This window comes from Streptomyces sp. NBC_00510, from assembly GCA_036013505.1.
Classification (GTDB): Bacteria; Actinomycetota; Actinomycetes; order Streptomycetales; family Streptomycetaceae; genus Actinacidiphila.
Map to the genome: position 1 here is coordinate 5,301,405 of CP107851.1, position 26,004 is coordinate 5,327,408.

Consider the following 26,004-nt stretch of genomic DNA (forward strand, 5'->3'; position numbering starts at 1 on the left):
CTTGAGGATGACGCCGCCACATCGTCTTCGCAGGTGACGACGGCGACACGCGGATTGCCTACCGTGAGAGCGTGACCGAGACAAGCCAGACCTCGCTGCGGACCGAGCTCCGCATGGCCCGCGGCGCCCTCAGCGGGCTGCGGCACGACCTGATCACCGACGGCTTCGCCTTCCGGCCGATGGCACCGCTGCGCGAAGGGCACCCGCTGCTCGCCGTGGTGCCGCGCAGGCTCCGGGGGTACGGGCGCTGGATGCCGCACGCGGCGCTGACCTGCTTCACGGTCTTCCTGATGTTCGTCTCGACGGAGAGCGCGGGCGGGCCGGGCGGCTTCGTGCTGGCCCTGCTGGCCGGTGTGCCCCTGCTCACCACGATGTTCCGGCCGATCGGCGCGTGGTGGCTGTCCGTCGGTGCCGCGGTGCTCACCGGGGTGTTCAGCTCCGGCTGGTCCTCCACGTATCCGTGGACGGACGCCGGCTTCGTCTCGCACCTGACGGTGCTGGGCGTGGTGGCGGCGCGCACCAGGGCGCGGGTGGCCGCCGAGATGTGGCTGCTGACCGCCGCTCTGGCGCTGGCCTTCCAGGGGCTGTCGAGCGGGTACGGGTCGGACCCGTTCATCATGATCTTCCTCTCCGCGGTCGTGCTGTCCGTCGTGTCGGCGGTGCGCGGGCTGCGCCAGTCCCGGCAGGAGGTCGCCGCCCAGGTCGCCGTGACCGAGGTCGAGCGGACCCGGCGCACGCTGCTGGAGGAGCGCACGACCATCGCCCGTGAGCTGCACGACGTCGTCGCCCACCACATGTCCGTGATCGCGATCCAGGCGGAGGCCGCGCCGTACCGGGTGGAGGACCCGCCCGAGGAACTGACCAAGAGCTTCTCGATCATCCGCGAGAACGCCGTCATCGCCCTGACCGAGCTGCGCCGCGTCCTCGGGGTCGTACGTGCCGAGGACTACCAGGCCCCCGACGCGCCGCAGCCGACCCTCGCCGACCTGGACCGGCTCGTGGCCAACGTGCGCGAGGCGGGGCTGGAGGTGGAGCGGACGGTGACCGGCGCGGTGCGCGAGCTGCCGCAGGGAGTGGAGCTGTCGGCGTACCGGATCATCCAGGAGGCGCTGAGCAACAGCCTGCGGCACGCGCCGGGCGCCGCCGCCCGGGTCGAGGTGAGTTACGTCCTCGGCGGGCTCGGGCTGCGCGTCGTCAACGGCCCGCCGCGCGGCCTGGTGAAACCGTCACCCGGAGCGGGACACGGCATAGCCGGCATGCGGGAGCGGGTGGCGATGCTGAGCGGCGAGATGACCGACGGGCCAACCGAGGACGGCGGCTACGAGGTCTCCGTGTTCATCCCGGTCCCCGGGGAGCGTGCATGACCGGGAACACCATCCGGGTGCTGATCGCGGACGACCAGATGATGGTCCGCGAGGGCTTCTCGGTGCTGCTGGGCGCCCAGCCGGACATCGAGGTCGTCGGCGAGGCCGTCGACGGACGGCAGGCGATCGAGCAGGTGGCGGCGCTGCGGCCGGACGTCGTGCTGATGGACATCCGGATGCCCGAGCTCAACGGCCTGGAGGCCACCCGCGAGATCGTCGCCGCGGACGCCGACGCGAAGGTGCTCGTGCTGACCACCTTCGACCTGGACGAGTACGTCTACCAGGCGCTGCGCGCGGGCGCCTCCGGCTTCCTGCTCAAGGACGCCTCGGCCCGTCAGCTCGCGGACGGCGTGCGGATCGTGGCGGCCGGCGACGCGCTGCTGGCCCCGGCGATCACCAAGCGGCTGATCACCGAGTTCAACCGGCTGGGCACCCCCCGGCCGCCCGCCCAGGACCGGGTCGGGGAGCTCACCGAGCGCGAGACCGAGGTGCTCGTGCTGGTCGCCCAGGGACTGTCGAACGCGGAGATCGCCGACCATCTGGTGGTCGCCGAGTCGACGGTCAAGACGCACGTGAGCCGGGTCCTGGTGAAGCTGGGGCTGCGCGACCGGACCCAGGCGGCGGTCTTCGCGTACGAGGCGCGGCTGGTCACCCCGGGCGGCTGAACGGGCGGAGGGTAGTCTCCGCACATGAGCAGCACTGCCACCGCCTTCGATCCCTGGTCGCCGCAGTTCGTCGCCGACCCCTACCCCGCGTACGCCCGGCTGCGCGCGGAGGGGCGCGCCCACTGGTTCGAGCCGAGCCGGCAGTGGCTCATCCCGCACTTCGCGGACGTCAGCGCGCTGCTGCGGGACCGGCGGCTCGGGCGGACGTACCTGCACCGCTTCACCCACGAGGAGTTCGGCCGCACCGCGCCGCCGCCGGAGCACGAGCCCTTCACCACGCTCAACGGCAACGGCCTGCTCGACCTGGAGGCCCCCGACCACACCCGCATCCGGCGGCTGGTCTCCAAGGCGTTCACCCCGCGCACGGTCGAGCGGCTCACGCCGACCGTGCAGCGGCTCGCCGGGGAGCTGGTGGAGCGGCTGGTCGCGGAGGGCGGCGGCGACCTCATCGCCACGGTCGCGGAACCGCTGCCGGTGGCCGTCATCGCCGAGATGCTGGGGATACCGGCCGCGGACCGGCATCTGCTGCGGCCCTGGTCGGCCGACATCGTCGGGATGTTCGAGCTCAACCCCTCCGAGGAGGCCGCGCGCCGGGCGGTCCGCGCGAGCGAGGAGTTCTCCGCCTACCTGCGCGAGCTGATCGCCGAACGCCGCAAGGCGCCCGGCGAGGACCTGATCAGCGCGCTGATCGCCGCGCACGACGAGGGCGACCGGCTCACCGAGCAGGAGATGGTCTCCACCTGCGTGCTGCTGCTGAACGCGGGCCACGAGGCGACCGTCAACACCACCGGCAACGGCTGGTGGACGCTCTTCCGGCACCCCGAGCAGCTGGCGGAGCTGCGCGCGGCACGGGAGGAGCTGCTGCCGACGGCGATCGAGGAGCTGCTGCGCTTCGACACCCCGCTGCAGATGTTCGAGCGCTGGGTGCTGGACGACATCGAGGTGGGCGGCACGGTGATCCCGCGCGGCAGCGAGGTGGCGCTGCTCTTCGGCTCCGCCAACCGCGACCCGGAGCGCTTCCCCGACCCCGACCGGCTGGACCTCTCCCGCGCCGACAACCCGCACATCACCTTCGGCGCCGGCATCCACTACTGCCTCGGCGCGCCGCTGGCCCGCATCGAACTCGCCGCGTCCTTCACGGCGCTGCTGCGCCGCGCCCCGCGGCTGGAGCTCGCGGCGGAGCCCGCCTGGAACGAGGGCTACGTCATCCGCGGTCTGCGCGAACTGCGCGTCACCTGTTAGGACCTGTCCTCCGGTCGCTGCGGGACCCGGCCTGGTGGCCGGGTCCCGCGGCTCACGCCGTGATGTCGCGGCGGCGCAGCGCCGCGAGCCCGAGGGCGGCGAGCGCGAGGGCCAGCACGGTGAGCACCGCCAGCGGGGTCACGGTGACGTCCGCCGACGGCACCTTCGGCAGGTGCGTGAAGACGGACAGGTCCATCACCCGGGGCGAGAGCCCCAGCGCGGGTCCGTAGAGCCCGATGGCGAGCGTCAGCGACGCCACCCCCCAGCTCGCCCGTGCCGCCTTCGGTGCCGCGCCGTACAGCAGCAGCGCCACCGCGGCCACGCACCAGACCGCGGGCAGCTGCACCAGGCCCGCCCCCGCCAGCCGCCACATCTGGCCGCCTGTGTCACCGGCCGTCGCCCCGTAACCGATTCCCATGGTGAGGCCGGAGACGGCCATGAGGAGCACGGAACCGGCGAAGGCGAGCAGCGCGTGGCCCGCGGCCCAGCGCACCCGGCCCACGGCCGTGGCGAGGACGGGCTCGGCGCGGCCGGAGTTCTCCTCGCCCTGGAGCCGGAGCACGGCCTGGACGGCGTAGATCGCGGCGATCATCCCCATCACCCCGGTCATGGAGGCGAGGTAGGAGTCGACCAGCCCGGAGGCGCCGCCCATGTCACGCATGACGTCGGCGAGCTGCTCGTTGTCCCGGACGAGGTCGGCCGCTCCGTTGGCGAGGCCGCCGAGCGCGCCGCCGCCCACGGCGAAGCCCGCCGTCCACCCCCACAAGGAGCCGCGCTGCAGCCGCCAGGCCAGGGCCTGGGCGGAACGCAGTCGGGGACCGGCGGTGGCCGGGCCGGGACGGGACGGCAGCAGGGAGGCGTCGATGTCACGCCGCGCCACCAGGGCGTACGCGACGGCGACGAGACCGGCGGCCCAGGCCGCGAACAGGGCGGCCACCCACCAGCGTTCGTCCGCGTAGGGGCGTATGTTCTCGGCCCAGCCCAGCGGCGAGAGCCAGCTCAGGGTGCCGCTGCCGGCGTCGCCGACGGCACGTATCAGGAAGGCGAGGCCCAGGACCGCGCCCGCGATGCCCCGCGCCGCACGCGCGCTCTCCGTCAGTTGCGCCGCGACGGCCGCGACCGCGGCGAAGGAGCATCCCGCGCCGGCGAAGGCGATCCCGAAGGCCATCGCGCCCCGCGCGCCCTGCCCGAGCAGGGCCCCGGTGACGAGCAGTCCGAGGAGCAGCGAGGCCCCGAAGCCGGTGACCAGGGCGGCGGCCAGCGGCGCCCGTCGGCCGACGGCGCCCGCCCCGACCAGTTCCAGCCGGCCGGCCTCCTCTTCCTCCCGGGTGTGCCGGACGACCAGCAGCATCGCCATCAGTCCGGCCAGCGCCGCGCCGAAGGCCATCATGCGCCAGGCCGTCAGGCCGCCGATGCTCGTGTCGAACACCGGCCCGTACAGGGCGCGCAGCGAGCCGTTGCCCGCCGTGCTCGCCGCGACCCCGGCGCGTTCCGCCGGGGTGTCGTAGAGGCCGTCGAAGGCCGAGGCGGTGGACGCGACCAGCAGGGCGATCGGCACGACCCACGCCGGGATCATGACGCGGTCCCTGCGCAGCGCGAGCCGGGTGAGCGTGCCCGTCCCGGTGAGCGCGTTCATCGTCGGGCCTCCGCGTCGGCCGCGACGGCGCCGGTGGTGCCGGTGGTGCCGGCCGGGCTGTCTTCGTAGTGCCGCAGGAACAGCTCCTCCAGCGTGGGCGGCGTGCTCGTCAGGCTGCGCACGCCCGTCTCGCTCAGCTGTTTCAGCACGGCGCCGAGCTTGTCGGTGTCGACCTGGAGCCGGACGTGGCTGCCGCGCACGTCGAGGTCGTGCACGCCGGGCAGTTGGCCGAGGCCGTTCGGCCGGCCGGCCAGCTCCGCGGTGACCGAGGTGCGGGTGAGGTGCCGCAGTTCGGTCAGGCTCCCGGTCTCCACCGTGCGCCCGCCCCGGATGATGCTGACCCGGTCGCACAGGGCCTCGACCTCGCTGAGGATGTGACTGGACAGCAGCACCGTCCGGCCGCGGTCGCGTTCCTCGCGGACGCAGTCCCGGAAGACCTCCTCCATCAGCGGGTCGAGGCCGGAGGTGGGCTCGTCGAGTATCAGCAGGTCCACGTCGGAGGCGAACGCGGCGACGAGCGCCACCTTCTGCCGGTTGCCCTTGGAGTACGCGCGGCCCTTCTTCGTCGGGTCCAGCTCGAAGCGCTCCAGCAGTTGCCGCCTGCGTGCCTCGTCCAGCCCGCCGCGCAGCCGCCCCAGCAGGTCGATGACCTCGCCCCCGCTGAGGTTGCGCCAGAGGGTGACGTCACCCGGGACGTACGCCAGGCGCCGGTGCAGGGTGACGGCGTCGCGCCACGGGTCGCCGCCGAGCAGCTGGGCGGCCCCTCCGTCCGCGCGCAGCAGGCCGAGCAGGATGCGGATGGTGGTGGACTTGCCGGCGCCGTTGGGCCCCAGGAAGCCGTGCACCTCACCCTTCTCGACGGTCAGGTCGAGGCCGTCCAGTGCGTGCGTGCGGCCGAAGGACCTGTGCAGTCCGGCCACACTGATTGCCTTCGTCATGATTCTGAACGTACAGTAGATTCACAAATTTGTGAAGTTAAGGAAGTGTATAAACTTCGGGACAGGAGGCGATGGCGGTGGCTGAAGAGTCCTTGGAGCCGATGACGTTCGTCGAGCGCTTCGCGGCGGAGCTCGTCGAGGCGGGCATGCAGCGCATGGCGGCGCGGGTGTTCGCCGCGCTCCTCGCCTCGGAGACCGGCGTGCTGAGCGCCGCCGAGCTGTCCGGACGGCTCCAGGCCAGCCCGGCCGCCGTGTCCGGCGCGGTCCGCTACCTGGCGCAGGTCGGCATGCTCACCCGCGAGCGGGAGCCGGGCTCACGGCGGGAGCGCTACCGGGTGCACAGCGACCAGTGGTACGAGACCTTCACCCGCCGCGACCAGGTCCTCGCCCGCTGGGAGAACACCCTGCGGTCCGGCATGGACGCCCTCGGCCCGGACACCGCCGCCGGACAGCGGCTCGCGGAGACCGCGGCCTTCTTCGACTTCCTGCAGAAGGAACTGGTGGACATGATGGACCGCTGGCGCGACCGCAAGGCGGAGCTGCGCGAACAGGGCGTCCTGTGACCCTCTAGTAGGCGGACCGCGGGACCGTCAGCCGCCAGGCCGCGGGCATCACCGTCCAGGTGCGGCGCCGGACCGGGCCGGCCGGCGCGGTGTCGGCCGTGTAGCGGAAGTCCCGTCCGGAGACGGTGACGCTCCGGGCGTGCACCGGCCCCGCGGGCGCCCCGCCCTCCCTGCGGACCAGCACTTCGGCGAGGCCGGGCACCGCCGTGGAGACCGACACCTCCTCGACGCAGTCGTCCAGGTCGGCCAGGACCACCCCGTCCGCCTCGATCCGCAGCCGCTGCCCGCCGCGCATCCCCAGCCCCAGGTGCGCGGTGTGGCCGTTCAGGCTCAGTGTGCGGGCCAGCGAGCGGGCCCGGCGCTCCACCGGCGTCCACCAGGCGGGTGCCGCCGAGCCGATGCGCAGCGCGCCCAGCACGATGCCGCCGCTGTCGTCGAGCAGCAGGTCGAGCTCGCGCTCCGCCCCGTCCAGCACCGCGCGCGCCGCGCTCACCGCACCGCCCGGTACGCCGAGCGCCCGCGCCAGGCCGGTCCGCCGCCCCACCGGCACCAGACCGACGACCGCCTCGCCCAGTCCCCGGGCCGAGTGCAGCGCCCGTACCGTGCGCAGCAGCGCCGCATCGTCACCCACGACCACCGGGCGCCGCCGGCCCCGGTGCTCCAGCACCCGGACGGCCTCCTCCTCGGACTCCGGAAGGGCGATCTTGACGGAGGGGGCTCCCCCGCACAGCACGTCCTTCGCGATGCGTACGGATTCGCCGTCCATGACGCGGGCAGCGGGGTCGATGACCACGAGCAGGGGCTGCCCGGACGGTCGCTGAGCCGACACCTTGGTCCTTCCTCAGGTAACATCTCGGTGCAAGAGCCCCTTGCGCTGCCTTGCGCCAGGGGCTTCGTCTATTTCCGGGGCACCGGTCCGACGGCTCTCCCCGCCATGGGGAGCCACGTTGGACATGCCCCGCCCGGAAGGGGTGTACGCCTGTGCCCGCACTTGTGCTGCTCGGTGCTCAGTGGGGTGATGAGGGCAAGGGAAAGGCCACCGACCTGCTCGGTGGCTCCGTGGACTACGTGGTGCGCTACCAGGGCGGCAACAACGCCGGCCACACGGTCGTCGTCGGCGACCAGAAGTATGCGCTCCACCTCCTGCCTTCCGGGATCCTGTCACCGGGGTGCACCCCGGTCATCGGCAACGGAGTCGTCGTCGACCCGGCGGTCCTGCTCTCCGAGCTGAGCGGGCTGAACGAGCGCGGGGTCGATACGTCCAAGCTCCTCATCAGCGGTAACGCGCACCTGATCACGCCGTACCACCAGACGCTCGACAAGGTGACGGAACGCTTCCTCGGCAAGCGCAAGATCGGCACCACCGGCCGCGGCATCGGCCCCGCCTACGCCGACAAGATCAACCGCGTGGGCATCCGGGTCCAGGACCTCTTCGACGAGTCGATCCTCCGTCAGAAGGCCGAGGCGGCGCTCCACGACAAGAACCAGGTCCTGATCAAGATCTTCAACCGCCGTGCCATCAGCATCGACCAGGTCGTCGAGGAGTACCTGGGCTACGCGGAGCAGATCAAGGACTACGTCGCGGACACGACGCTGGTCCTCAACACCGCGCTCGACGAGGGCAAGGTCGTCCTCCTCGAGGGCGGTCAGGGCACCCTGCTGGACGTCGACCACGGCACTTACCCCTTCGTGACCTCGTCCAACCCGACGGCCGGCGGCGCCTGCACCGGTTCCGGCATCGGCCCCACCAAGATCAACCGGGTGATCGGCATCCTCAAGGCCTACACCACCCGCGTGGGCGCCGGCCCGTTCCCGACCGAGCTGTTCGACGCCGACGGTGAGGCGCTGCGCCGCATCGGCGGCGAGCGCGGCGTCACCACGGGCCGGGACCGTCGCTGCGGCTGGTTCGACGCGGTGATCGCCCGCTACGCGACCCGGGTCAACGGCCTCACCGACTTCTTCCTCACCAAGCTCGACGTGCTCACCGGCTGGGAGCAGATCCCGGTCTGCGTCGCCTACGAGATCGACGGCAGGCGCGTCGAGGAACTGCCGTACAGCCAGACGGACTTCCACCACGCCAAGCCGGTCTACGAGACCCTGCCCGGGTGGAGCGAGGACATCAGCAAGGCGAAGACCTTCGCCGACCTGCCGAAGAACGCCCAGGCGTACGTCAAGGCGCTGGAGGAGATGTCCGGCGCCCCGATCTCGGCCATCGGCGTCGGCCCCGGCCGCACCGAGACCATCGAGATCAACTCGTTCCTCTGAGTGACGGCGGCGCGCGGGCCCTACAACCTGTCGGCGCGCGCGCCCACCGTCATACAGGGTGCCAATGTCGTGCGCCCGGGCCGTTCCTTAGCCTGGGCGCATGACCCCTCCTTTCGCCGACCCCGGGACCGGCGCCGCCGTCAAGGCCGCCGACCGCGCCCACGTCTTCCACTCCTGGTCCGCGCAAGGCCTGATCGACCCGCTGCCGGTCGCCGGGGCCGAGGGCGCGTACTTCTGGGACTACGACGGCAACCGCTACCTGGACTTCACCAGCGGCCTGGTGTTCACCAACATCGGTTACCAGCACCCCACGGTCGTCGCCGCCATCCAGGAGCAGGCCGCCAAGCTCGTCACCTTCGCGCCCGCCTTCGCCGTGGAGCCGCGCTCCGAGGCCGCCCGGCTGATCGCCGAGCGCACGCCCGGCGACCTGAACAAGATCTTCTTCACCAACGGCGGCGCCGAGGCCGTCGAGAACGCGGTACGGCTCGCCCGGCTGCACACCGGCCGCCCCAAGGTGCTGTCCGCGTACCGCTCGTACCATGGCGCCACCTCGGCCGCGATCAACCTGACCGGCGACCCGCGCCGCTGGCCCTCCGACAACGGTTCGGCCGGCGTCGTCCACTTCTGGGCGCCGTTCCTCTACCGTTCGCCGTTCCACTCGGAGACCGAGGAGCAGGAGCGCGACCGCGCGCTGCAGCACCTCGAGGACACCATCGTCTTCGAGGGCCCGCAGACGGTCGCGGCGATCGTCCTGGAGACGGTGCCCGGCACGGCGGGCATCATGGTGCCGCCGCCCGGCTACCTCGCCGGGGTGCGCGAGATCTGCGACCGGTACGGGATCGTCTTCGTCCTCGACGAGGTCATGGCCGGCTTCGGCCGCACCGGCAGCTGGTTCGCCGCCGACCGGTTCGACGTCACCCCTGACCTGCTCACCTTCGCCAAGGGCGTCAACTCCGGCTACGTGCCGCTCGGCGGTGTCGCGATCAGCGAGGAGATCGCCGCGACCTTCGCCACCCGCCCCTACCCCGGCGGCCTCACCTACTCCGGCCACCCGCTGGCCTGCGCCGCCGCCGTCGCCACGATCCAGGTGATGGAGGACGAGGGCGTCGTCGCGCACGCCGCCGCGCTCGGCGAGAACGTGCTCGGTCCGGGCCTGCGGGAGCTCGCCGAGCGCCACCCGTCGGTGGGCGAGGTGCGGGGCCTGGGCGCCTTCTGGGCGCTGGAGCTGGTGCGCGACCGGGAGACCCGCGAGCCGCTCGTCCCCTACAACGCGGCGGGCGAGGCCAACGCCCCCATGGCGGCCTTCGCGGCGGCCTGCAAGAAGAGCGGCCTGTGGCCGTTCGTCAACATGAACCGCACCCATGTGGTGCCGGCCTGCAACATCACCGAGGCCGAGGCCAAGGAGGGCCTGGCACTCCTCGACGCGGCGCTGTCCGTCGCCGACGAGCACACGCGCTGAGCGCGCCCGGGGCGTGTCCGCGGACCGTGGGTGGTCCGCACCACAGGTGTGGACCACCCGCGGCCCGGCCTCGCATAAGGTGTGGCGGAGCCGTAAGCGCACCGCCACATCTGTAGGGAGGCACCGGCATGCCGGAAGGCCCAGCGGGCGGACCCGTCCGACGGAGCAGTCTGCGGCAGCAGATAGCCGACGCGCTCCGCGACGAGGTGCTCACCGGGCGCATGACGGCCGGGCGGCACTTCACGGTCAAGGAGATCGCGGAGCTGTACGGCGTGTCCGCCACCCCGGTCCGCGAGGCCCTGGTGGACCTGGCGGCGCAGGGGCTGCTCGACGTCGAGCACCACCGCGGCTTCCAGGTGCGGCGCTTCACGGACGCCGAGTTCCGCTCCATGGTCGAGGCGCGCACCCTCGTCGTCGAGGGGATCTTCCGCCGCATCGCCGCGCGCGGCATGCGCGAGGTCGACCCCATGGAGCTGGCCTCCGTACGGCGCCGGGCCGAGGCCGCGGCGCGTGCCTCCCGGGCCGGCGAGCTGGACGTCCTCATCGGTTACGACATCCGCTTCTGGCGCGAGCTGACGGCGCTGGCCGGGAACGCCCACGTCGGGGAGTTCCTCGACCGGATCCGCACCCAGACCTGGGTGTACGCGGTGCCCTTCCTGCGCGGCCGGCCGGACCTGGAGGGCCTGTGCTGGTCCGACCACGTCGCCCTGGTCACCGCGATCGAGAAGCGGGACACGGAGACGGCCCAGCGCGTCGTCGAGGAGTTCAACGACCACTCCCTCGCGCTCATGCGGCGACTGGCCGCGGGCCGGTAGGAACGGCCGCCGCCCACTACGCTGGTCCGACCACGCACGGAAGGACTTGGAGCGCCTGTGGCCTGCGACTTGTGGCTGGTTCCCCTGGTGGACGTGCTCTGCCACAGCCCCGACAACCCGTTCGCCGAGGAGATCGCCCGCTATGACAAGGCGTTGAGCGACGCCGGTCTCCCGCCGGTGCCCGTCTACTCCTACATGCCGGGCCTGTCCGGCGACGTGGCCCCGGTCGCGGGCTTCGACTACGACGCGCTGCACTTCCTGCGCCGCGCGTACCTGCTCCACATCCAGGGCCTCGCGGTCACCCCGGTCGACGAACTCGGGGGTGACTACGAGCAGTTGCTGGAGATGTTCGAGACCACCGCCCAGCAGTCGCACCTCGTCTGGCACTACGACCACGCGGGCGGCTACGTCCCCCTCGACTTCCCCCATCCGCTGGTCAACGACGAACTCCTCGATGCCGGCGGCCCCCTGGGTTCCGCCCACGGGCTGCTGCGCGAGCTCGAGTTCGTCGGCCCGGTGATCGGCATCGACCCGCACAACCCGCCGCCCGCCCCGGCGCCGCCGGCCGGTCCCACCGAGCTGGAGGAGCCGGCGGCCCCGCCGGAGCACCACGACGGCAGCCCCTTCGCGCGGGAGCGCCACGTGTGGCTGGGGCTGCACGCGGCGGCGACGCGTGCGCTGGGGCAGGGCTCGATGATCGTCTTCAGTTAGCACCGGGCGCGGGCGCCCCCCCGGCGGCGGTCAGCTCGCGCGGGGGCCCTCCGGGGGGCGCTGGCGCGGCATGCTCGGCCGGCCGCCGGGCAGCAGCGGGAACCTGCCGCCGGTGCCGGTCGCGGCGCCCTCGGGGCCCCGGGTGCTCCCCGCCCAGGTCAGGGACTGGGTCCGCAGCGGAGCGGCGCCGGCCCGGAAGTCCACCATCCAGTCGGCCGTCTCGCAGCGCACGAGCTCCGAGACGTCCTCGCTGAAGCGGCGCAGCACGGTCAGGCACCGCTCGGCGGCCTCGGCCGCGGTGCCCTCCGTCGGGCCCAGGACCTCGCGGACCGACTCCGACGCCCAGTCGAAGCGCAGCGCCTCCAGCCGGCGCTGCACGGCCTGGGCGGTGGCCATGTCCCGCATCCAGCCGGCCGTCAGGCCGAGGTAGCGGTCCAGGCCCACGCACACGACGGCCAGCACCAAGGCGGCGTACGCCCAGCGGATGTGCCCGCCCGCCCCCGTGACGGCGAGGACGGCGCCGGTCGTCGCGAAGAGGGCCGCGCCGACCCGCAGCGACCGGGCCCAGCGGCGCTTGCGCAGACGGTCGGCGAGGTACCACTCGACGGTCCGCAGGGCGTCCGCCTCCACCCAGCGGTAGAGCTCCTCCAGCCGCTCGGCCGGTTCCCCCCAGTCGCCGAGCGGGAAGGGCGGCGTCCGCAGGTCCTCCTGCCGGTGCAGCGCGCGCCGCTTTGGCTTCTCCCGGGGGACCTCCTCGGGATACATGTCCGGCTGGCTCACCTGCACGCTCCCTCGCGACTTCCGATGACGAGGCACCTTCTTACCGCCGAACGGCTGACCGTGCGAGGGTCATCGGGTCATTTCCGCCCTTACGGGTTCCTTGATCAGGTATGGGGCCCGGCTCCGGGCCACCCGAAAGAGTGAGCCGGGGGTCGTGGCGACCGGCCCACGGGGAGGGTGCCGCCAGCCGATACCCTGGGCACGTGAACGTGCTTGTGATCGGCGGCGGTGCCCGCGAACACGCCCTGTGCCGTGCCCTCTCCCTCGACCTCGACGTGGAGTCGCTGCACTGCGCGCCCGGCAACGCCGGCATCGCCGAGGTGGCGGAGCTGCACGCGGTCGACGCCCTCGACGGCGCGGCGGTGGCCGACCTCGCGGAGCGGCTCGGCGCCGACCTCGTCGTGGTGGGCCCGGAGGCCCCCCTCGTGGCGGGCGTGGCCGACGCCGTGCGCGCCCGCGGCATCGACTGCTTCGGCCCGTCCGGGCAGGCCGCGGCCCTGGAGGGCTCGAAGGCGTTCGCCAAGGACGTGATGGCCTCGGCCGGCGTGCCCACCGCACGCTCCTACGTGTGCACCACCCCCGCCGAGGTGGACCACGCGCTGGACGCCTTCGGCGCCCCGTACGTCGTGAAGGACGACGGCCTGGCCGCGGGCAAGGGCGTCGTGGTGACCGACGACCTGGAGGCCGCCCGGGCGCACGCCAACTCCTGCGAGCGCGTGGTCATCGAGGAGTACCTGGACGGCCCCGAGGTCTCCCTGTTCGCCGTCACCGACGGCGAGACGGTGGTCCCGCTGCAGCCCGCGCAGGACTTCAAGCGCGCCCACGACGCCGACGAGGGCCCCAACACCGGTGGCATGGGCGCGTACAGCCCGCTGCCGTGGGCCGATCCCCGGCTGGTCGAGGAGGTGGAGCGCACGGTGCTCCAGCCGACCGTCGACGAGTTGCGCCGCCGGGGCACCCCGTTCGCCGGGCTGCTGTACGCGGGGCTGGCGATCACCTCGCGCGGTGTGCGGGTGATCGAGTTCAACGCGCGCTTCGGCGACCCGGAGACCCAGGTCGTGCTGGCCCGGCTGAGGACCCCGCTAGCGGGCCTGCTGCGCGCCGCGGCGACCGGCCGGCTGGCCGCCTTCCCGGCGCTGCGCTGGAGCGACGGCGCCGCGGTGACCGTGGTCATCGCCTCCGAGAACTACCCCGGCACCCCGCGCACCGGCGACCCGATCACGGGCCTGGACGAGGTCGCGGAGCAGGACGAGCACGCCTACGTGCTGCACGCGGGCACCAAGGCGGAAGCCGAGGGCCGTGTGGTGAGCGCCGGCGGCCGCGTACTGTCCGTCACGGCCACCGGTGGCGATCTGGCCAAGGCCAGGGAGCGCGCCTACCGGGCGGTGGGACGGATCGGGCTGAAGGGCTCGCACCACCGTTCGGATATCGCAGAGAAGGCCGCCCAAGCCTGAATCAGCGGGCAAGGCCACTCCAAGGGGTGATGCCTTCGCCATCCTGCTGACGTGAGCCCCGAGCCCAACTACTGTGCCCGGCAAGCGCACTGTGGAACCCCGCGCGCACTGCACTATCGGCCCTACCGGCATTGCGGTGTCGGTGGGCGGTGCGACAGTGGGGGCATGCAGTCGCGTCAGCAGCTTGGGGGTGAGCACACCGTTGGCCGGGGAAGCAGGTGAGGGACACGCGCGGTCACGCGCGCTCGCCGTCCTGCGCATCCGCAGCGCCGCGTTGACGGTCGCGCTGCTGCCTGCCGCGGTGGCGGTCGTGCTGCTGGTCGGCGGCGCGACGGGCCGCATCGTCGGCGACGCGTCCGAGGTGCTGCGCTGGGCCGTGGTCGCGGGCGCGCTGCTCGTGCTGCTGCTCGCGTCCGGTGTCGCGGCGGTGATCGTACGCGCCAGGCCGGCCGAGAGCCCGACCGTGGCCGTCTCCGAGGCGTCGGCCCCCGACCTGTACCGCATGGTGCGTGACCTGGCCGTTCGCCTGCAGGTGCCCGCGCCCTCCGCGATAGAGCTGACTCCCGACTGCGACAGCTGGCTGGAGGACCGCACCCATCGGCAGCGGCGCCGCGCGGCGTCCGAGGCGCCCACGCTGGTGATCGGCTCGCCGTTCATGTGGTGGATGCGGGTCGCCGAGCTGCGCGCCCTGCTCGCCCCGGTCGTGGCGGGCACGGGCCCGGCCGCCGATCCGGACATCGCGGCCGCCCGCCGCTTCGTACGCGGCCTGGACGCCGCCGTCGGCGTGGCCACCGCCCCGCAGGAGCCCTCGGTCGTCGGGTTCCTGCGCCGTCCCGCGTACGGGTTCCTGGGCTGGGTCGCCAGGCTGCTGCTGCGCGGCTGCCGGGCGCACGCGGCGGAGATGGAGCGCGCGGTGGCCGCCTCCGCCTCCGAGCGGGCCCAGGCGGTCGACTACGGGCTGCGCATCGTCGCCCAGGAGCAGGTGGGCCTGGCCTACGCGGGCTGGGACCGGCTGCTGACCCGGGTGGCGCTGCCGGCCTGGCGCATGGGCCGCTGGCCGTCCCGCCTCGACGCGGGCGTGGTGGCGGCCCTGACCGAGCTGTCCCGGCGGGACCGGCTGGCCGAGGGCTTCGAGTCCCGGCTGGGCGAGCGCCCGGCGTGCGACCTGCTGGAGGAGCCCGGCACGATGGACGAGGCGGCCTCGCTGCTCGCCGCCCGGCTGTTCCACGGCGGTCCGCAGCGACCCGGCCCCGAATGGTCGCCGGTCGGCTGGGACACCTACCCGCAGGAGGTCGTGGACCGCATCTGGCGCAGCGACGCCTCCCGCCTGGTGACCGTCCTGGACGAGGTGCACGAGCCCGCGGGGGTCGCCGGGAGCCGGCGCATATCCGTGGCCTCCGGCGGGTCGCGGAGCCCGGTGGACGACTGCGCCGAGCCGGGGCGCGCGACCCTGGCCCGGGTGCTGGAGCGGCTCTCCGCGGGCGGCAGCGAGGAGCTGGCGGCCCGCATCACCCGGCACGTCGCCCGTGAGGAGGCCGTGCGCGAGGCGGCCGCGCGGGAGGATTCCGCCGGCCAGGCCCCGTCCGACGGCGTCCTCACGCCCGTCTACCAGCTGCTCCCGCCGCGGACCGGCCGCGAGCTGCTCACCGACCACGTGACCGCGATGATCTGCTGTGCCGCGGTGGACACCGCCGGTGCCACCCCGGGCCTGGACTGGCTGGACGGGCCGGCCCTGCTGGTCGGCGGGGTGCGCCGGGGAGACCTGGCCTGGCCCGTGCTCCGGCTCGTGGAGAACGGCGACGCCGCCCCGCTGCGTTCCTGGCTCAGTGCGGTGGGCGTGCGCCCCGAGAAGCCGATACGGCTCATCTGACGGAAAAATGGCGGGGTTTGTCCGCCCCGGCGTGAAATCCTGGCGATAATGCACCACGAACAGTAACCAAGGCAGCGCATTGTGTGATGTGCTGGATGTGCGCACACGCACACCACCTCGGGGGACGACGAGGAGGGGACCATCGTGGTGAAGGAGCAGGTCCGCCGCTGGCAGTCCGGGGCACTGGCGCACGGGGTCACCGACCCCTTCGGGCAGGGCCCGGTGCCGTGGCTGCGTGGCGCGGTGCAGTATCTGGACGACACCGGCCAGGTCGTGCCGTGGTACGTCGACCTGGCGGCCAGCCGCGGGGAGCCCGGGGGTCTGCCGGGCGACGCCGTGGGGCGCATGCCCCGCGTGCCCGGCCCGCGCGCCGCGGACGACGTGCGGTGCCAGGTCAAGGGCTTCGCGCCGGGCGCCTCCGTGGCCCCCGGCGACGCCATCGACTTCCGCATCACCGTCGACCCGCCGCAGAGCTACGGCATCGACGTCTACCGGATCGGGCACTACGGCGGCGACGGCGCCGCCCAGTTCACCTCCAGCCCCCGCCTGTCGGGGATCGTGCAGCCCACGCCGCTCGCCGCCGGGCGCACCGTCTCCTGTCACCACTGGTGGCAGTCCTGGCGGCTGCAGGTGCCCTCGTACTGGAAGTCCGGCGCCTACGTCGCCGTGCTCACCACGCAGGACGGCTACCGCAGCCACATCCCGTTCACGGTGCGCGACGACCGGCCGGCCGATCTGCTCCTGCTGCTGCCCGACGTCACCTGGCAGGCGTACAACCTCTACCCCGAGGACGGCCGCACGGGTGCCAGCCTCTACCACGCCTGGGACGAGAAGGGCCGCCTGCTGGGCGAGGAGGAGGCCGCGGTCACCGTCTCCTTCGACCGCCCGTACGCGGGCGCCGGGCTCCCGCTGCACGTCGGCCACGCCTACGACTTCATCCGCTGGGCCGAGCGCTACGGCTACGACCTGGCCTACGCCGACGCCCGCGACCTGCACGCGGGGCGGATCGATCCTTCGCGCTACCGGGGCATGGTCTTCCCCGGTCACGACGAGTACTGGACGGTCCCCATGCGGCGCGCCGTCGAGGCGGCCCGGGACGGCGGCACCTCTCTGGTCTTCCTGTCCGCCAACACCATGTACTGGCAGACCGAGCTGGGCCCCTCCCCGTCCGGCGACCCCGACCGGCTGCTCAGCTGCCGCAAGCGCCGCGGCCACCCGCCGGGCCGCAGCGCCCTGTGGCGTGACATGGGCGAGCCCGAACAGCTGCTGATCGGCGTGCAGTACTCCGGCCGGGTGCCCGAACCGTCCCCGCTGGTGGTGCGGAACGCCGGCCACTGGCTGTGGGAGGCCACCGGCGCCGAGGAGGGCGACGAGATCCCCGGCCTGGTCGCGGGTGAGGCGGACCGTTACTTCCCGCGTACGCCGCTGCCCGACTACATGGAGCGGATCCTGCTCGCCCACTCCCCGTACGAGGACTCGGCGGGCCGCCGAGCGCACCAGGAGACCTCGCTGTACCGGGCGCCCGGCGGGGCCCTGGTCTTCGCCTCCGGCACCTTCGCCTGGTCCCCGGCGCTGGACCGCCCGGGCCACGTCGACCCCCGTGTCCAGCGCGCCACCGCCAACCTCCTGGACCACATCTGCAAGCACGGCTGACCCCCGCGTCGCGCCCGCCGGGCGCACGTACGGGAGAATCGGGAACCGAACCGCCGATCGGGGAGGACCCATGTCCGGATTCGTCCACAAGCCCGAGCCCGCGCAAGTGCCGGGCCTGGTGCACCTGCACACCGGCAAGGTGCGCGAGCTGTACCAGAACGAGGCAGGGGAGCTGGTGATGGTGGCCAGCGACCGGATGTCCGCGTACGACTGGGTGCTGCCCACCGAGATCCCGGACAAGGGCCGCGTCCTGACCCGGTTGTCGCTGTGGTGGTTCGACCAGATCGCCGACCTGGTGCCGCACCACGTGCTGTCCACCGAGCTCCCCGAGGGCGCCCCCGCCGACTGGGAGGGGCGGACGACGGTCTGCAAGCCGCTGGACATGATCCCCGTCGAGTGCGTGGCGCGCGGCTACCTGGCCGGCTCCGGCCTGATCGAGTACGACGCCGACCGCACGGTGTGCGGGGTGACCCTCCCCGAGGGTCTGGTGGACGGCTCCGAGCTGCCCGCGCCGATCTTCACCCCGGCCACCAAGGCCGAGGTCGGCGAGCACGACGAGAACGTCAGCTACGAGGAGGTCGCCCGCCGGGTCGGTGCCGACACCGCGGCGCAGCTGCGCCAGAGCACCCTCGCGGTCTACGGCCGGGCCCGGGACATCGCCCGTGAGCGCGGCATCCTCCTGGCGGACACCAAGTTCGAGTTCGGCTTCGACGGCGAGGTGCTGACCATCGCCGACGAGGTGCTGACCCCGGACTCGTCGCGCTTCTGGCCCGCCGACCTGTGGGAGCCGGGCCACGCCCAGCCCTCCTACGACAAGCAGTTCGTCCGCGACTGGCTGACCTCCGCAGAGTCCGGCTGGGACCGCCGCAGCGAGCAGCCCCCGCCGCCCCTGCCGGAGCACGTGGTGGAGCAGACCCGCGCCAAGTACATCGAGGCGTACGAGCGGCTCACCGGCCTCAGCTGGTAGTCCGCCACGGCCCGCGTGCCCGCCGGTTCTCCGTCCGGCGGGCAGCGCGGCAGCCGCGGCGACGGCGGACGGCCCAGCCGTCCCAGGAACACCGAAGGCCCCGGTCGTCACGACCGGGGCCTTCTCTTGAGCGGACGACGAGGCTCGAACTCGCGACCTCAACCTTGGCAAGGTTGCGCTCTACCAACTGAGCTACGTCCGCCTGCTCCGCGCGTTCCCGTGCGGTGCGTCATCCACTATAGCCAACCCTCGGGGCCTTGGGCACACACCCTGGCGCGGCGGGTTCCCCGCGTCGTGTCCCGCGGCGCACGCGACGGGGGGCATGCAGCGGTGAGGGCCCGGTCACGGACCTCCGGGCGGTCCCCGTCGCCGTTCCCGGCCGGCCGGCCAACTCCGGTTCCACGGCGCGCCCCAGAGCCGCCGCGGCCCCCGTGGACGACCGGTGCGGGCGGGCCCCGGGGTGCGGAGGGGCGGCAGGCGGGGGCGATCGCCGCCCGAGGCCAGGGGAGTTCGGACGTTCCGCCCTGTGGTCACCGTCACACCGACCGGTGCCGGGAGCACGAAGAAGGCCCCGGTCGGTGATCCGACCGGGGCCTTCCCTCAAGAGCGGACGACGAGATTCGAACTCGCGACCCTCACCTTGGCAAGGTGATGCTCTACCAACTGAGCCACGTCCGCACGGCGACTACCCTACCCGATCCTCAGGACCGGTCGAGCAATCAGAGCGGGTGACAGGAATCGCACACTGCGCCTTCCCCCTGGAAGAGGGATGTTCTGCTACTGAACTACACCCGCGTGGCCCGGGGGTCTCGGCCTTTCGGCCCGCCCTCGGCGTGTTCCAGACTCTAGCGGATCAACGGGGGTGGCTGTCCAATCGCTTCTTCCGGGTGATTCCCGGGTCGGGCCCCGGCCTGTCCGGCAGGGGCCCGGCGGCGGATCAGCTGGCCTCGGCGTACGCCTCGTAGAGCTTCTTGGGGATACGGCCGCGCGGCGGCACGTCGAAGCCCCGGGAGAGCGCCCAGGCGCGCACGGCGGCCGGGTCGGGGGCGAGCGAGGTGTGCTTGTAGGCCTTGCCGAGCCGGTTGCGGCGGCGCCCTGCCTCGACGTACGGCGCGAGGGCCTCCCGGAGCTTCTCGGCGTTGCCGGCGGACAGGTCGATCTCGTACGACTTCCCGTCGAGGCCGAAAGTGACCGTTTCCGCCGCTTCACCGCCGTCGAGGTCGTCGGAGAGCGTGACCACTACGCGCTGCGCCATGGATGCCGGTCCTTTCAATGGAGAAGGCCTGGGGACTGCGTTGGCCCCGTTGTTGTATCGAAGCCCCGGGGCCGGGGTCAATGCTTTTCCATTTACCGGTCCGCATTTTTTCGCCGCAACCGATCGGCCAATTCCTCCGGGTGTCCCGGCGGCAATCCGGCCGGGGGATATTCCGTGACCATTCTGGAATATCTACCCGCGTAGATTTTTCGGCGGGGTACGGTGGGGACATCTCACCGCAGCACACCACCGGGAGTGACCGTGGCACGCGTCGTAGTCGACGTCATGCTCAAGCCGGAGATCCTCGACCCCCAGGGCCAGGCGGTGCAGCGAGCGCTGCCGCGCCTCGGGTTCGAGGGAATCGCCGACGTCCGCCAGGGCAAGCGTTTTGAGCTCGAACTGGAGGGGCCGGTCGACGACGCCGCCCTCGCCCGTATCCGCAAGATGGCCGAGACCTTCCTCGCCAACACAGTGATCGAGGACTTCACCGTGAAGGTGGAGTCGTGACCGCACGCATCGGTGTGGTCACCTTCCCCGGGACGCTCGACGACCGGGACACCCAGCGCGCGGTCCGCGTCGCCGGCGCCGAGCCGGTGCCGCTGTGGCACCGTGACAAGGATCTCCACCAGGTGGACGCCGTCGTCCTGCCCGGTGGATTCAGTTACGGCGACTATCTCCGGGCCGGGGCGATTTCCCGCTTCTCGCCCGTGATGGAGTCGATCATCGCCGGCGCCAAGGACGGTCTTCCGGTCCTGGGTATCTGCAACGGCTTCCAGGTGCTCACCGAGACGCATCTGCTGCCGGGTGCCATGCTGCGCAACAATCACCTGCACTTCATCTGCAGGGACCAGAAGCTGCGTGTCGAGAACAACTCGACGTCCTGGACGGCCGATTACGAGCAGGGCCAGGAGATCAGCATCCCGCTGAAGAACATCGACGGCCGCTACGTGGCCGACGAGCACGTCCTCGACGAGCTGGAGGCCGAGGGCCGTGTGGTGTTCCGCTACGCGGACTGGAACCCCAATGGCTCTCTCCGGGACATCGCCGGCATCACCAACGCCGCGGGCAATGTCGTCGGCCTCATGCCGCACCCCGAGCACGCGGTCGAGTCGCTGATCGGGACCGGCCGCACCGACGGCCTCGGATTCTTCACCTCGATCCTCAAGAAGCTGGTTCACGCGTCATGACACTCGATTCCGTGAAGCACGCCACCGGGACTCCTGACACCGAGCAGCCGTGGGCCGAACTCGGCCTGAAGCAGGACGAGTACGAGCGCATCCGGGAGATCCTCGGCCGCCGGCCCACCGGTGCCGAGCTCGCCATGTACTCCGTCATGTGGTCCGAGCACTGCTCGTACAAGAGCAGCAAGATCCACCTGCGCCAGTTCGGCGAGAAGGCCCCCGCCAACGACGCCCTGCTGGTCGGCATCGGCGAGAACGCCGGCGTCGTGGACGTCGGCCAGGGCTACGCGGTCACCTTCAAGGTCGAGTCGCACAACCACCCCTCGTACATCGAGCCCTACCAGGGCGCGGCCACCGGCGTCGGCGGCATCGTCCGCGACATCCTCGCCATGGGTGCCCGCCCGGTCGCCGTCATGGACCCGCTGCGCTTCGGCGCGCCGGACCACCCCGACACCAAGCGCGTCCTGCCGGGCGTCGTCGCGGGCGTCGGCGGCTACGGCAACTGCCTGGGCCTGCCCAACATCGGCGGCGAGGTCGTCTTCGACGCCTGCTACCAGGGCAACCCGCTGGTCAACGCCCTGTGCGTCGGTGTGATGAAGCACGAGGACATCCACCTGGCCAAGGCCTCCGGCGCCGGCAACAAGGTCATCCTCTACGGCGCCCGCACCGGTGGCGACGGCATCGGCGGCGTCTCCGTGCTCGCCTCGGAGACCTTCTCCGACACCGGCCCGGCCAAGCGCCCCGCCGTCCAGGTCGGCGACCCCTTCCAGGAGAAGCTGCTCATCGAGTGCACCCTGGAGATCTTCAAGGAGAAGCTGGTCGCCGGCATCCAGGACCTGGGCGGCGCCGGTCTGTCCTGCGCCACCTCCGAGCTGGCCTCGGCCGGCTCCGGCGGCATGCGGGTGGAGCTGGACACCGTGCCGCTGCGCGACGCGACGCTCTCGCCGGAGGAGATCCTCATGAGCGAGTCGCAGGAGCGCATGTGCGCCATCGTCGAGCCGCGGTACGTCGACCGCTTCCTGGAGATCTGCGAGAAGTGGGACGTGATCGCCACCGTCATCGGTGAGGTCACCGACGGCGACCGGCTGGAGATCTTCTGGCACGGCGAGCAGATCGTCGACGTCCCGCCGCGCACCGTCGCCCACGAGGGCCCGGTGTACGAGCGCCCCTACGCCCGCCCCGCGTGGCAGGACGCGCTCCAGGCCGACGACGCCAACAAGCTGCCGCGCCCGGGATCCGGCGAGGAGCTGCGCGCCCAGGTCCTGACGCTGGTCGCGCACCCGAACCAGGCCTCCAAGGCGTGGATCACCGACCAGTACGACCGCTTCGTGCAGGGCAACACCGTGCTGGCGCAGCCGGAGGACTCCGGCATGATCCGCATCGACGAGGACACCAACCTCGGCGTCGCGGTCGCCACCGACGGCAACGGCCGCTACGCCAAGCTCGACCCGTACACGGGTGCGCAGCTGGCGCTGGCCGAGGCGTACCGCAACGTCGCCACGACCGGTGCCAAGCCGCTGGCGGTCTCCGACTGCCTCAACTTCGGCTCGCCCGAGGACCCGGCGGCGATGTGGCAGTTCGCCGAGGCCTGCCGCGGCCTGGCCGACGGCTGCCTGGAGCTGGGCACGCCGGTCACCGGCGGCAACGTCTCGCTCTACAACCAGACCGGCGACGTCGCCATCCACCCGACGCCCGTCGTCGCGGTGCTGGGCGTCATCGACGACGTCACCCGCCGTACCCCCGTCGCCTTCAAGGACCAGGGCCAGCTGCTCTACCTGCTGGGCGACACCAAGGAGGAGCTGGGCGGCTCCGCCTGGTCCCAGGCGATCCACGACCACCTCGGCGGACTGCCGCCGGCGGTGGACCTGGAGCGGGAGAAGCTGCTCGGCGAGATCCTCATCTCGGCCTCCCGGGACGGCATGGTCGACGCGGCCCACGACCTGTCGGACGGCGGGCTCGTCCAGGCCGTCGTCGAGTCCTGCCTGCGCGGCGGCAACGGCGCGCGGCTGGTCGTGCCGGACGGCCTCGACCCGTTCGTGCTCCTCTTCTCGGAGTCGGCGGGCCGGGCGGTCGTCTCGGTGCCGCGCAGCGAGGAGCTCCGCTTCACCGACATGTGCGGTGCGCGCGGTCTGCCCGCGACGCGGATCGGTGTCGTCGACGGCGACGCGGTCGAGCTCCAGGGCGAGTTCAGCATCCCGCTGGACGAGCTCCGCACGGCTCACGAGGGCACGATCCCGGCCCTCCTGGCCTGATCCGTCCGCCGTCCCGAAGCGCCCCCGTGCCGCCAGGCGCCGGGGCGCTTCGCGCGTTCGCCCGGCCTCTTCGGCCCCTGTGCTCCGTCCATGTCCCGTTCGTCGCCGGCGGGGCCCCCGGCGTACAGATCCGGGTACTACTGTGCGTCCCGCAACCATCGTCATGACGAGGGGTCCCATCGATGTACGAGTACAAGGTCGTCAACTTCCGTGAGTCGCTGATAGGCGACGCCATCGACGACGGCAAGCTGGAGAAGACGCTCAACAAGCACGCCGAGGACGGCTGGCAGCTCAAGTCGATCACCGCCGCCGACGTCAAGGGCCGCATCGGCCCCGGCGCCGTGGAGGGGCTGCTGCTCACCTTCGAGCGGCCGCGCCAGGCCTGACCTCCGGGGTCGGGGTGCGGGCTGTGCACGGCGCGTAGGCTGCGGACATGCCGTCCACCGCCCGCAAGGCCCGCACCTACGACCCCGCCAGGACCCGCGCGGCGCTCACCGCCCAGGTCGAACATGTCCTGGACGCCGTCCGCGGACTGACGGCGGATCAACTGGCCGCGCCCGCCGGGCTGCCGGGGTGGGACGTGCACACGCTGGTGGTGCACATCGCCCGGCAGGTGGAGGCCGTCGCCCGGGTGGTGACCGCGCCCGCCCCGGCCAAGGCGGACCTCGACCTCACCACGTGGGCGCGCTCCACGGCGCGCATCGCCGGCCCGCTGGACGCCGACACCCGCGAGGCCGCCGCGGGGACCGCCGACGCCGCCGCCCGCCTGGAGGAGGCCGCCCGCGGCCTCGCCGGGGTGCTGGACGAGGCGGTGGCGCCCGAGCGCCTGGTGGCGATCACGCTCGGCGCGATGCGGTCCACGGACTTCCTGGTGACCCGGCTCGTCGAGCTGGTCGTCCACAGCGACGACCTCGCCGCGGCGACGGGTGTGCCCGTCCCCATGGAACGGCAGGCCGTCGCCGCCGTCGTACGGCTCGTCGCGGACACCCTCGCCGTCGCGGTGCCCGGCAACTCCGTCGAGGTCCGCGTCCCGCCGTACGCGGCCGTGCAGTGCGTGCCCGGGCCCCGCCACACCCGGGGCACCCCGCCCAACGTCGTCGAGACGGACCCGCTCACCTGGATCCGTCTCGCCACCGGGCGCACGTCCTGGGCCGACGCCCTGGCCTCCGCCGCGGTCTCCGCGAGCGGCGATCGTGCCGACCTCGCCCCGTACCTCCCCCTGCTGGGCTGAGGCGGTCCCGGCGTCCGCATAATGCGCCGGTGACCTCGACGACCGCCCCGGCCGGCATGCCGGCCCGCCCCTGGCTCTCCGCCGACGCCCGCCGCTGGGCCGCGGTGCGGCCTCCGGGCTGGGCGCGCCCGCGGTGGTGCGCCCCGGTGCTGGTGGTGGCGGTCCTCGTGGCGGTCGTCCCGGTCGGGTGGGACCCTCCGTGCACGGCGGCCGCGCCCTGCGGGCCGATGTGGTTGTACGCGATCGGCGCGGTCGGTTTCCTGGTCCACGTGGTGTGGCTGTTCGTGCTGCCCGAGGCGGCGCTGGTGTCGGCGCCATTGCTGCTGCTGTGGATGACCGATCCCGCTTTCCTGGCCGACGGCGATGCCGGGCGGGTGGCGGACGCCGCGGTGCTGGTCGCGCTGTGCTGGGGATGGGCGGCCGCGGTTGCGCGGCTGCGGGTGCGCCGCCGCCAGCGGGCCCTGGCCCTGGAGGCGGCGGGGGGAGTCGCGCTCCCGGTGCCGGAGCGGGCCGCGCCGGTGCGACGGGGCGTGCTCCGGATCGCCGTCGGCCTGGCGGCGCTGGTGATCGCGGCGGTGGCCGCGGCGATCGCCGTGTCCGGGGACCGGGCGGACCGGGCGCACGCGGCGGCGGCCGTCCGTGTCGGGTCGGTCGTCGTCGGCAACAGTGCCGGGGACCACATCGTCGTCCGCTTCGGCGACGGCACGCGGCACCGCGTCGCGGTGACGTTCCCGGAGGACCACGACCGTGGCACCGAGGTGCCCGTGCTCGTCGACGGGGGGTGGCTGCGGCTCGCCGCGGAGCCGTACGAGGACCGCACGGGCCTGCAGCTCCTGACGCTCACGGCGGGCGGCCTCGGCCTCTCCCTGCTGCTGTCGGGGGCGCTGTCGGCGCTGCGGGCCCGTGCCGTGCGCCGCGGCCCCGTTTCCGTGCTCCGCGTGCTGGCGGGGCGCGACGAGGACGGCAGGACCGTCATCCGGCCGGTGGACGACGCGTCCGGCCCGCCGGTGCTGACCTACCGCGCGGCCGGACCCGGTGCGTGGGCCCGCGGCGAGGGCGTGCTCTTCGGCCTCCCGGCGGAAGGCGCGGAACTGGTGCTGGCGGCCGCCACGGGCTCCGGCGACCTCCTGGTCGGTGCCACGGAGTCGCCGGCGCGGCGGTGGGTGGCGCCGTCGTCCGGGAGCGGGTCTGCCGACCATGCCGAGCACCGCCGGGAGGCGGAGGCCAGGGTCGCCGAGGCGGCCGCGGCCCTGAAGCCCGGCGCGGGCCCCGTCCATTGGCACGGCGGTGCGGGCTGCCGTACGGCGGGCGCGCTGCTCCTGGTGGGCTCGGTGGTCTTCCTGGGCTCCGGGTTCTCCGGCGGGCCCTGGTGGCGGGCATTGCTGCCGGTCCTGGGCGGCCTGTGGCTGGTCGACAAGGCGCTGTCCATGATCACCTGGCGGATCACCGCCGACGCCACCGGTCTCCGGGTCCGCCGCCACCTGCGCACCCGTCACGTGCCCTGGGCGGAGGTCACCCGTGTCGTCCGCACCTCGGACGGGGAGCTGATCGTCCGCCGCGTCGCGGGTCTGGACGACCTCCGGCTCGGCGCGGTCGCCGTTCCGGGATGGGAGCGGGTGCGGCGCCGCCCGTCCGGCGCGACGCGCGCCGCCGCCGAGCTCACCGCCATGGTCCGTGACCCCGCACTGCGCCCCTGACCAGGC

At 73.1% G+C, this 26,004-nt stretch carries 23 protein-coding genes and 3 tRNA genes; 18 read left to right on the forward strand and 8 right to left on the reverse strand.

The window, feature by feature from the left end; all coding sequences use genetic code 11:
* Window positions 1–71: 71 nt before the first annotated feature.
* The 3 genes from OG937_23915 to OG937_23925 are packed head-to-tail and all read left to right on the forward strand — an operon-like array spanning window position 72 to window position 3,271.
* Window positions 72–1,364, forward strand: a complete 1,293-nt coding sequence (locus OG937_23915; GenBank protein ID WUD74524.1) for a histidine kinase — start codon at window positions 72–74, stop codon at window positions 1,362–1,364.
* Window positions 1,361–2,029 (forward strand): response regulator transcription factor, encoded by a 669-nt coding sequence (locus OG937_23920; protein ID WUD74525.1) that lies wholly within the window; start codon window positions 1,361–1,363, stop codon window positions 2,027–2,029. The genes OG937_23915 and OG937_23920 overlap by 4 nt, the downstream gene beginning before the upstream one ends.
* Before the next feature lie 24 nt (window positions 2,030–2,053).
* Window positions 2,054–3,271, forward strand: a complete 1,218-nt coding sequence (locus OG937_23925) for a cytochrome P450 (GenBank protein WUD74526.1) — start codon at window positions 2,054–2,056, stop codon at window positions 3,269–3,271.
* Window positions 3,272–3,323: 52 nt separating this feature from the next.
* On the opposite strand, the gene OG937_23930 is transcribed toward OG937_23925, so the two are convergent.
* Window positions 3,324–4,907 carry an ABC transporter permease gene (locus tag OG937_23930; protein ID WUD74527.1) on the reverse strand — a complete coding sequence of 528 codons (1,584 nt, stop codon included), beginning with the start codon at window positions 4,905–4,907 and terminating at the stop codon, window positions 3,324–3,326.
* Window positions 4,904–5,845, reverse strand: coding sequence for an ABC transporter ATP-binding protein (locus OG937_23935; GenBank protein WUD74528.1), 942 nt, complete (start codon window positions 5,843–5,845; stop codon window positions 4,904–4,906). Before OG937_23935 ends, OG937_23930 begins: the two co-directional genes overlap by 4 nt.
* 71 nt (window positions 5,846–5,916) lie before the next feature.
* Here OG937_23935 and OG937_23940 point away from each other — a divergent pair, with 71 nt between their 5' ends.
* A complete protein-coding gene (locus OG937_23940; protein ID WUD74529.1) occupies window positions 5,917–6,408 on the forward strand; it encodes a MarR family transcriptional regulator in 492 nt (163 codons plus the stop codon).
* Between the two features lie 4 nt (window positions 6,409–6,412).
* Here the strand turns inward: OG937_23940 and OG937_23945 are convergent, their stop codons facing one another.
* On the reverse strand, window positions 6,413–7,201 hold the full coding sequence (locus tag OG937_23945) for an acylglycerol kinase family protein (protein WUD78859.1): 789 nt from the start codon (window positions 7,199–7,201) through the stop codon (window positions 6,413–6,415).
* A 188-nt stretch (window positions 7,202–7,389) separates the two neighbouring features.
* On the opposite strand from OG937_23945, the gene OG937_23950 reads away from it, so the two are divergent.
* The 4 genes from OG937_23950 (at window position 7,390) to OG937_23965 (ending at window position 11,658) form a co-directional block, all read left to right on the forward strand.
* Window positions 7,390–8,673: an adenylosuccinate synthase gene (locus tag OG937_23950; GenBank protein WUD74530.1), complete on the forward strand. Its 1,284-nt coding sequence runs from the start codon at window positions 7,390–7,392 to the stop codon at window positions 8,671–8,673.
* A 100-nt stretch (window positions 8,674–8,773) separates the two neighbouring features.
* Window positions 8,774–10,132, forward strand: coding sequence for an aspartate aminotransferase family protein (locus OG937_23955; GenBank protein ID WUD74531.1), 1,359 nt, complete (start codon window positions 8,774–8,776; stop codon window positions 10,130–10,132).
* A gap of 128 nt (window positions 10,133–10,260) precedes the next feature.
* Window positions 10,261–10,947, forward strand: a complete 687-nt coding sequence (locus OG937_23960) for a GntR family transcriptional regulator (GenBank protein WUD74532.1) — start codon at window positions 10,261–10,263, stop codon at window positions 10,945–10,947.
* 57 nt (window positions 10,948–11,004) lie between these two features.
* Complete coding sequence (locus OG937_23965; protein ID WUD74533.1) at window positions 11,005–11,658, forward strand: hypothetical protein; 654 nt, start codon at window positions 11,005–11,007, stop codon at window positions 11,656–11,658.
* Window positions 11,659–11,688: 30 nt separating this feature from the next.
* Here OG937_23965 and OG937_23970 read toward each other — a convergent pair whose 3' ends face one another.
* The gene (locus OG937_23970) at window positions 11,689–12,438 is read right to left on the reverse strand and encodes an SLATT domain-containing protein (protein WUD74534.1); all 750 of its coding nucleotides are present in this window, start codon (window positions 12,436–12,438) and stop codon (window positions 11,689–11,691) included.
* A 203-nt stretch (window positions 12,439–12,641) separates the two neighbouring features.
* Here OG937_23970 and purD point away from each other — a divergent pair, with 203 nt between their 5' ends.
* From purD to OG937_23990, 4 genes are all read left to right on the forward strand, one after another.
* Window positions 12,642–13,892, forward strand: a complete 1,251-nt coding sequence (gene purD / locus OG937_23975) for a phosphoribosylamine--glycine ligase (GenBank protein ID WUD74535.1) — start codon at window positions 12,642–12,644, stop codon at window positions 13,890–13,892.
* A gap of 190 nt (window positions 13,893–14,082) precedes the next feature.
* Complete coding sequence (locus tag OG937_23980; GenBank protein ID WUD74536.1) at window positions 14,083–15,762, forward strand: hypothetical protein; 1,680 nt, start codon at window positions 14,083–14,085, stop codon at window positions 15,760–15,762.
* Between the two features lie 144 nt (window positions 15,763–15,906).
* A complete protein-coding gene (locus OG937_23985) occupies window positions 15,907–17,415 on the forward strand; it encodes a phosphoribosylamine--glycine ligase (protein ID WUD74537.1) in 1,509 nt (502 codons plus the stop codon).
* Between the two features lie 70 nt (window positions 17,416–17,485).
* On the forward strand, window positions 17,486–18,382 hold the full coding sequence (locus tag OG937_23990) for a phosphoribosylaminoimidazolesuccinocarboxamide synthase (protein WUD74538.1): 897 nt from the start codon (window positions 17,486–17,488) through the stop codon (window positions 18,380–18,382).
* 129 nt (window positions 18,383–18,511) lie between these two features.
* On the opposite strand, the gene OG937_23995 is transcribed toward OG937_23990, so the two are convergent.
* The 4 genes from OG937_23995 to OG937_24010 all read right to left on the reverse strand — a co-directional run bounded on the left by OG937_23995 (window position 18,512) and on the right by OG937_24010 (window position 19,637).
* A tRNA-Gly gene (locus OG937_23995) sits at window positions 18,512–18,584 on the reverse strand.
* Between the two features lie 403 nt (window positions 18,585–18,987).
* Window positions 18,988–19,060, reverse strand: a tRNA-Gly gene (locus OG937_24000).
* Window positions 19,061–19,105: 45 nt separating this feature from the next.
* Window positions 19,106–19,177, reverse strand: a tRNA-Gly gene (locus OG937_24005).
* Between the two features lie 142 nt (window positions 19,178–19,319).
* Window positions 19,320–19,637, reverse strand: coding sequence for an Lsr2 family protein (locus OG937_24010; GenBank protein ID WUD74539.1), 318 nt, complete (start codon window positions 19,635–19,637; stop codon window positions 19,320–19,322).
* A 261-nt stretch (window positions 19,638–19,898) separates the two neighbouring features.
* Here OG937_24010 and purS point away from each other — a divergent pair, with 261 nt between their 5' ends.
* The 6 genes from purS (at window position 19,899) to OG937_24040 (ending at window position 25,998) form a co-directional block, all read left to right on the forward strand.
* On the forward strand, window positions 19,899–20,144 hold the full coding sequence (gene purS, locus OG937_24015) for a phosphoribosylformylglycinamidine synthase subunit PurS (GenBank protein WUD74540.1): 246 nt from the start codon (window positions 19,899–19,901) through the stop codon (window positions 20,142–20,144).
* On the forward strand, window positions 20,141–20,824 hold the full coding sequence (gene purQ / locus OG937_24020; GenBank protein ID WUD74541.1) for a phosphoribosylformylglycinamidine synthase subunit PurQ: 684 nt from the start codon (window positions 20,141–20,143) through the stop codon (window positions 20,822–20,824). Before purS ends, purQ begins: the two co-directional genes overlap by 4 nt.
* Window positions 20,821–23,070 carry a phosphoribosylformylglycinamidine synthase subunit PurL gene (gene purL, locus OG937_24025; GenBank protein ID WUD74542.1) on the forward strand — a complete coding sequence of 750 codons (2,250 nt, stop codon included), beginning with the start codon at window positions 20,821–20,823 and terminating at the stop codon, window positions 23,068–23,070. Before purQ ends, purL begins: the two co-directional genes overlap by 4 nt.
* A 182-nt stretch (window positions 23,071–23,252) precedes the next feature.
* On the forward strand, window positions 23,253–23,456 hold the full coding sequence (locus tag OG937_24030; protein ID WUD74543.1) for a DUF4177 domain-containing protein: 204 nt from the start codon (window positions 23,253–23,255) through the stop codon (window positions 23,454–23,456).
* A 47-nt stretch (window positions 23,457–23,503) separates the two neighbouring features.
* Window positions 23,504–24,301: a maleylpyruvate isomerase family mycothiol-dependent enzyme gene (locus tag OG937_24035; GenBank protein WUD74544.1), complete on the forward strand. Its 798-nt coding sequence runs from the start codon at window positions 23,504–23,506 to the stop codon at window positions 24,299–24,301.
* 29 nt (window positions 24,302–24,330) lie between these two features.
* Window positions 24,331–25,998, forward strand: coding sequence for a PH domain-containing protein (locus tag OG937_24040; protein ID WUD74545.1), 1,668 nt, complete (start codon window positions 24,331–24,333; stop codon window positions 25,996–25,998).
* Window positions 25,999–26,004 lie beyond the last annotated feature (6 nt).

What these genes read in the sequence shown, in the direction of transcription:
- OG937_23920 (WUD74525.1), top strand. Translation starts at nt 1,361, where the DNA reads ATGACCGGGAACACCATCCGGGTGCTGATCGCGGACGACCAGATGATG.
- OG937_23925 (WUD74526.1), top strand. Translation starts at nt 2,054, where the DNA reads ATGAGCAGCACTGCCACCGCCTTCGATCCCTGGTCGCCGCAGTTCGTC.
- OG937_23930 (WUD74527.1), bottom strand. Translation starts at nt 4,907, where the DNA reads ATGAACGCGCTCACCGGGACGGGCACGCTCACCCGGCTCGCGCTGCGC.
- OG937_23935 (WUD74528.1), bottom strand. Translation starts at nt 5,845, where the DNA reads ATGACGAAGGCAATCAGTGTGGCCGGACTGCACAGGTCCTTCGGCCGC.
- OG937_23940 (WUD74529.1), top strand. Translation starts at nt 5,917, where the DNA reads ATGGCGGTGGCTGAAGAGTCCTTGGAGCCGATGACGTTCGTCGAGCGC.
- OG937_23955 (WUD74531.1), top strand. Translation starts at nt 8,774, where the DNA reads ATGACCCCTCCTTTCGCCGACCCCGGGACCGGCGCCGCCGTCAAGGCC.
- OG937_23960 (WUD74532.1), top strand. Translation starts at nt 10,261, where the DNA reads ATGCCGGAAGGCCCAGCGGGCGGACCCGTCCGACGGAGCAGTCTGCGG.
- OG937_23990 (WUD74538.1), top strand. Translation starts at nt 17,486, where the DNA reads ATGTCCGGATTCGTCCACAAGCCCGAGCCCGCGCAAGTGCCGGGCCTG.
- OG937_24010 (WUD74539.1), bottom strand. Translation starts at nt 19,637, where the DNA reads ATGGCGCAGCGCGTAGTGGTCACGCTCTCCGACGACCTCGACGGCGGT.
- purL (WUD74542.1), top strand. Translation starts at nt 20,821, where the DNA reads ATGACACTCGATTCCGTGAAGCACGCCACCGGGACTCCTGACACCGAG.
- OG937_24030 (WUD74543.1), top strand. Translation starts at nt 23,253, where the DNA reads ATGTACGAGTACAAGGTCGTCAACTTCCGTGAGTCGCTGATAGGCGAC.
- OG937_24035 (WUD74544.1), top strand. Translation starts at nt 23,504, where the DNA reads ATGCCGTCCACCGCCCGCAAGGCCCGCACCTACGACCCCGCCAGGACC.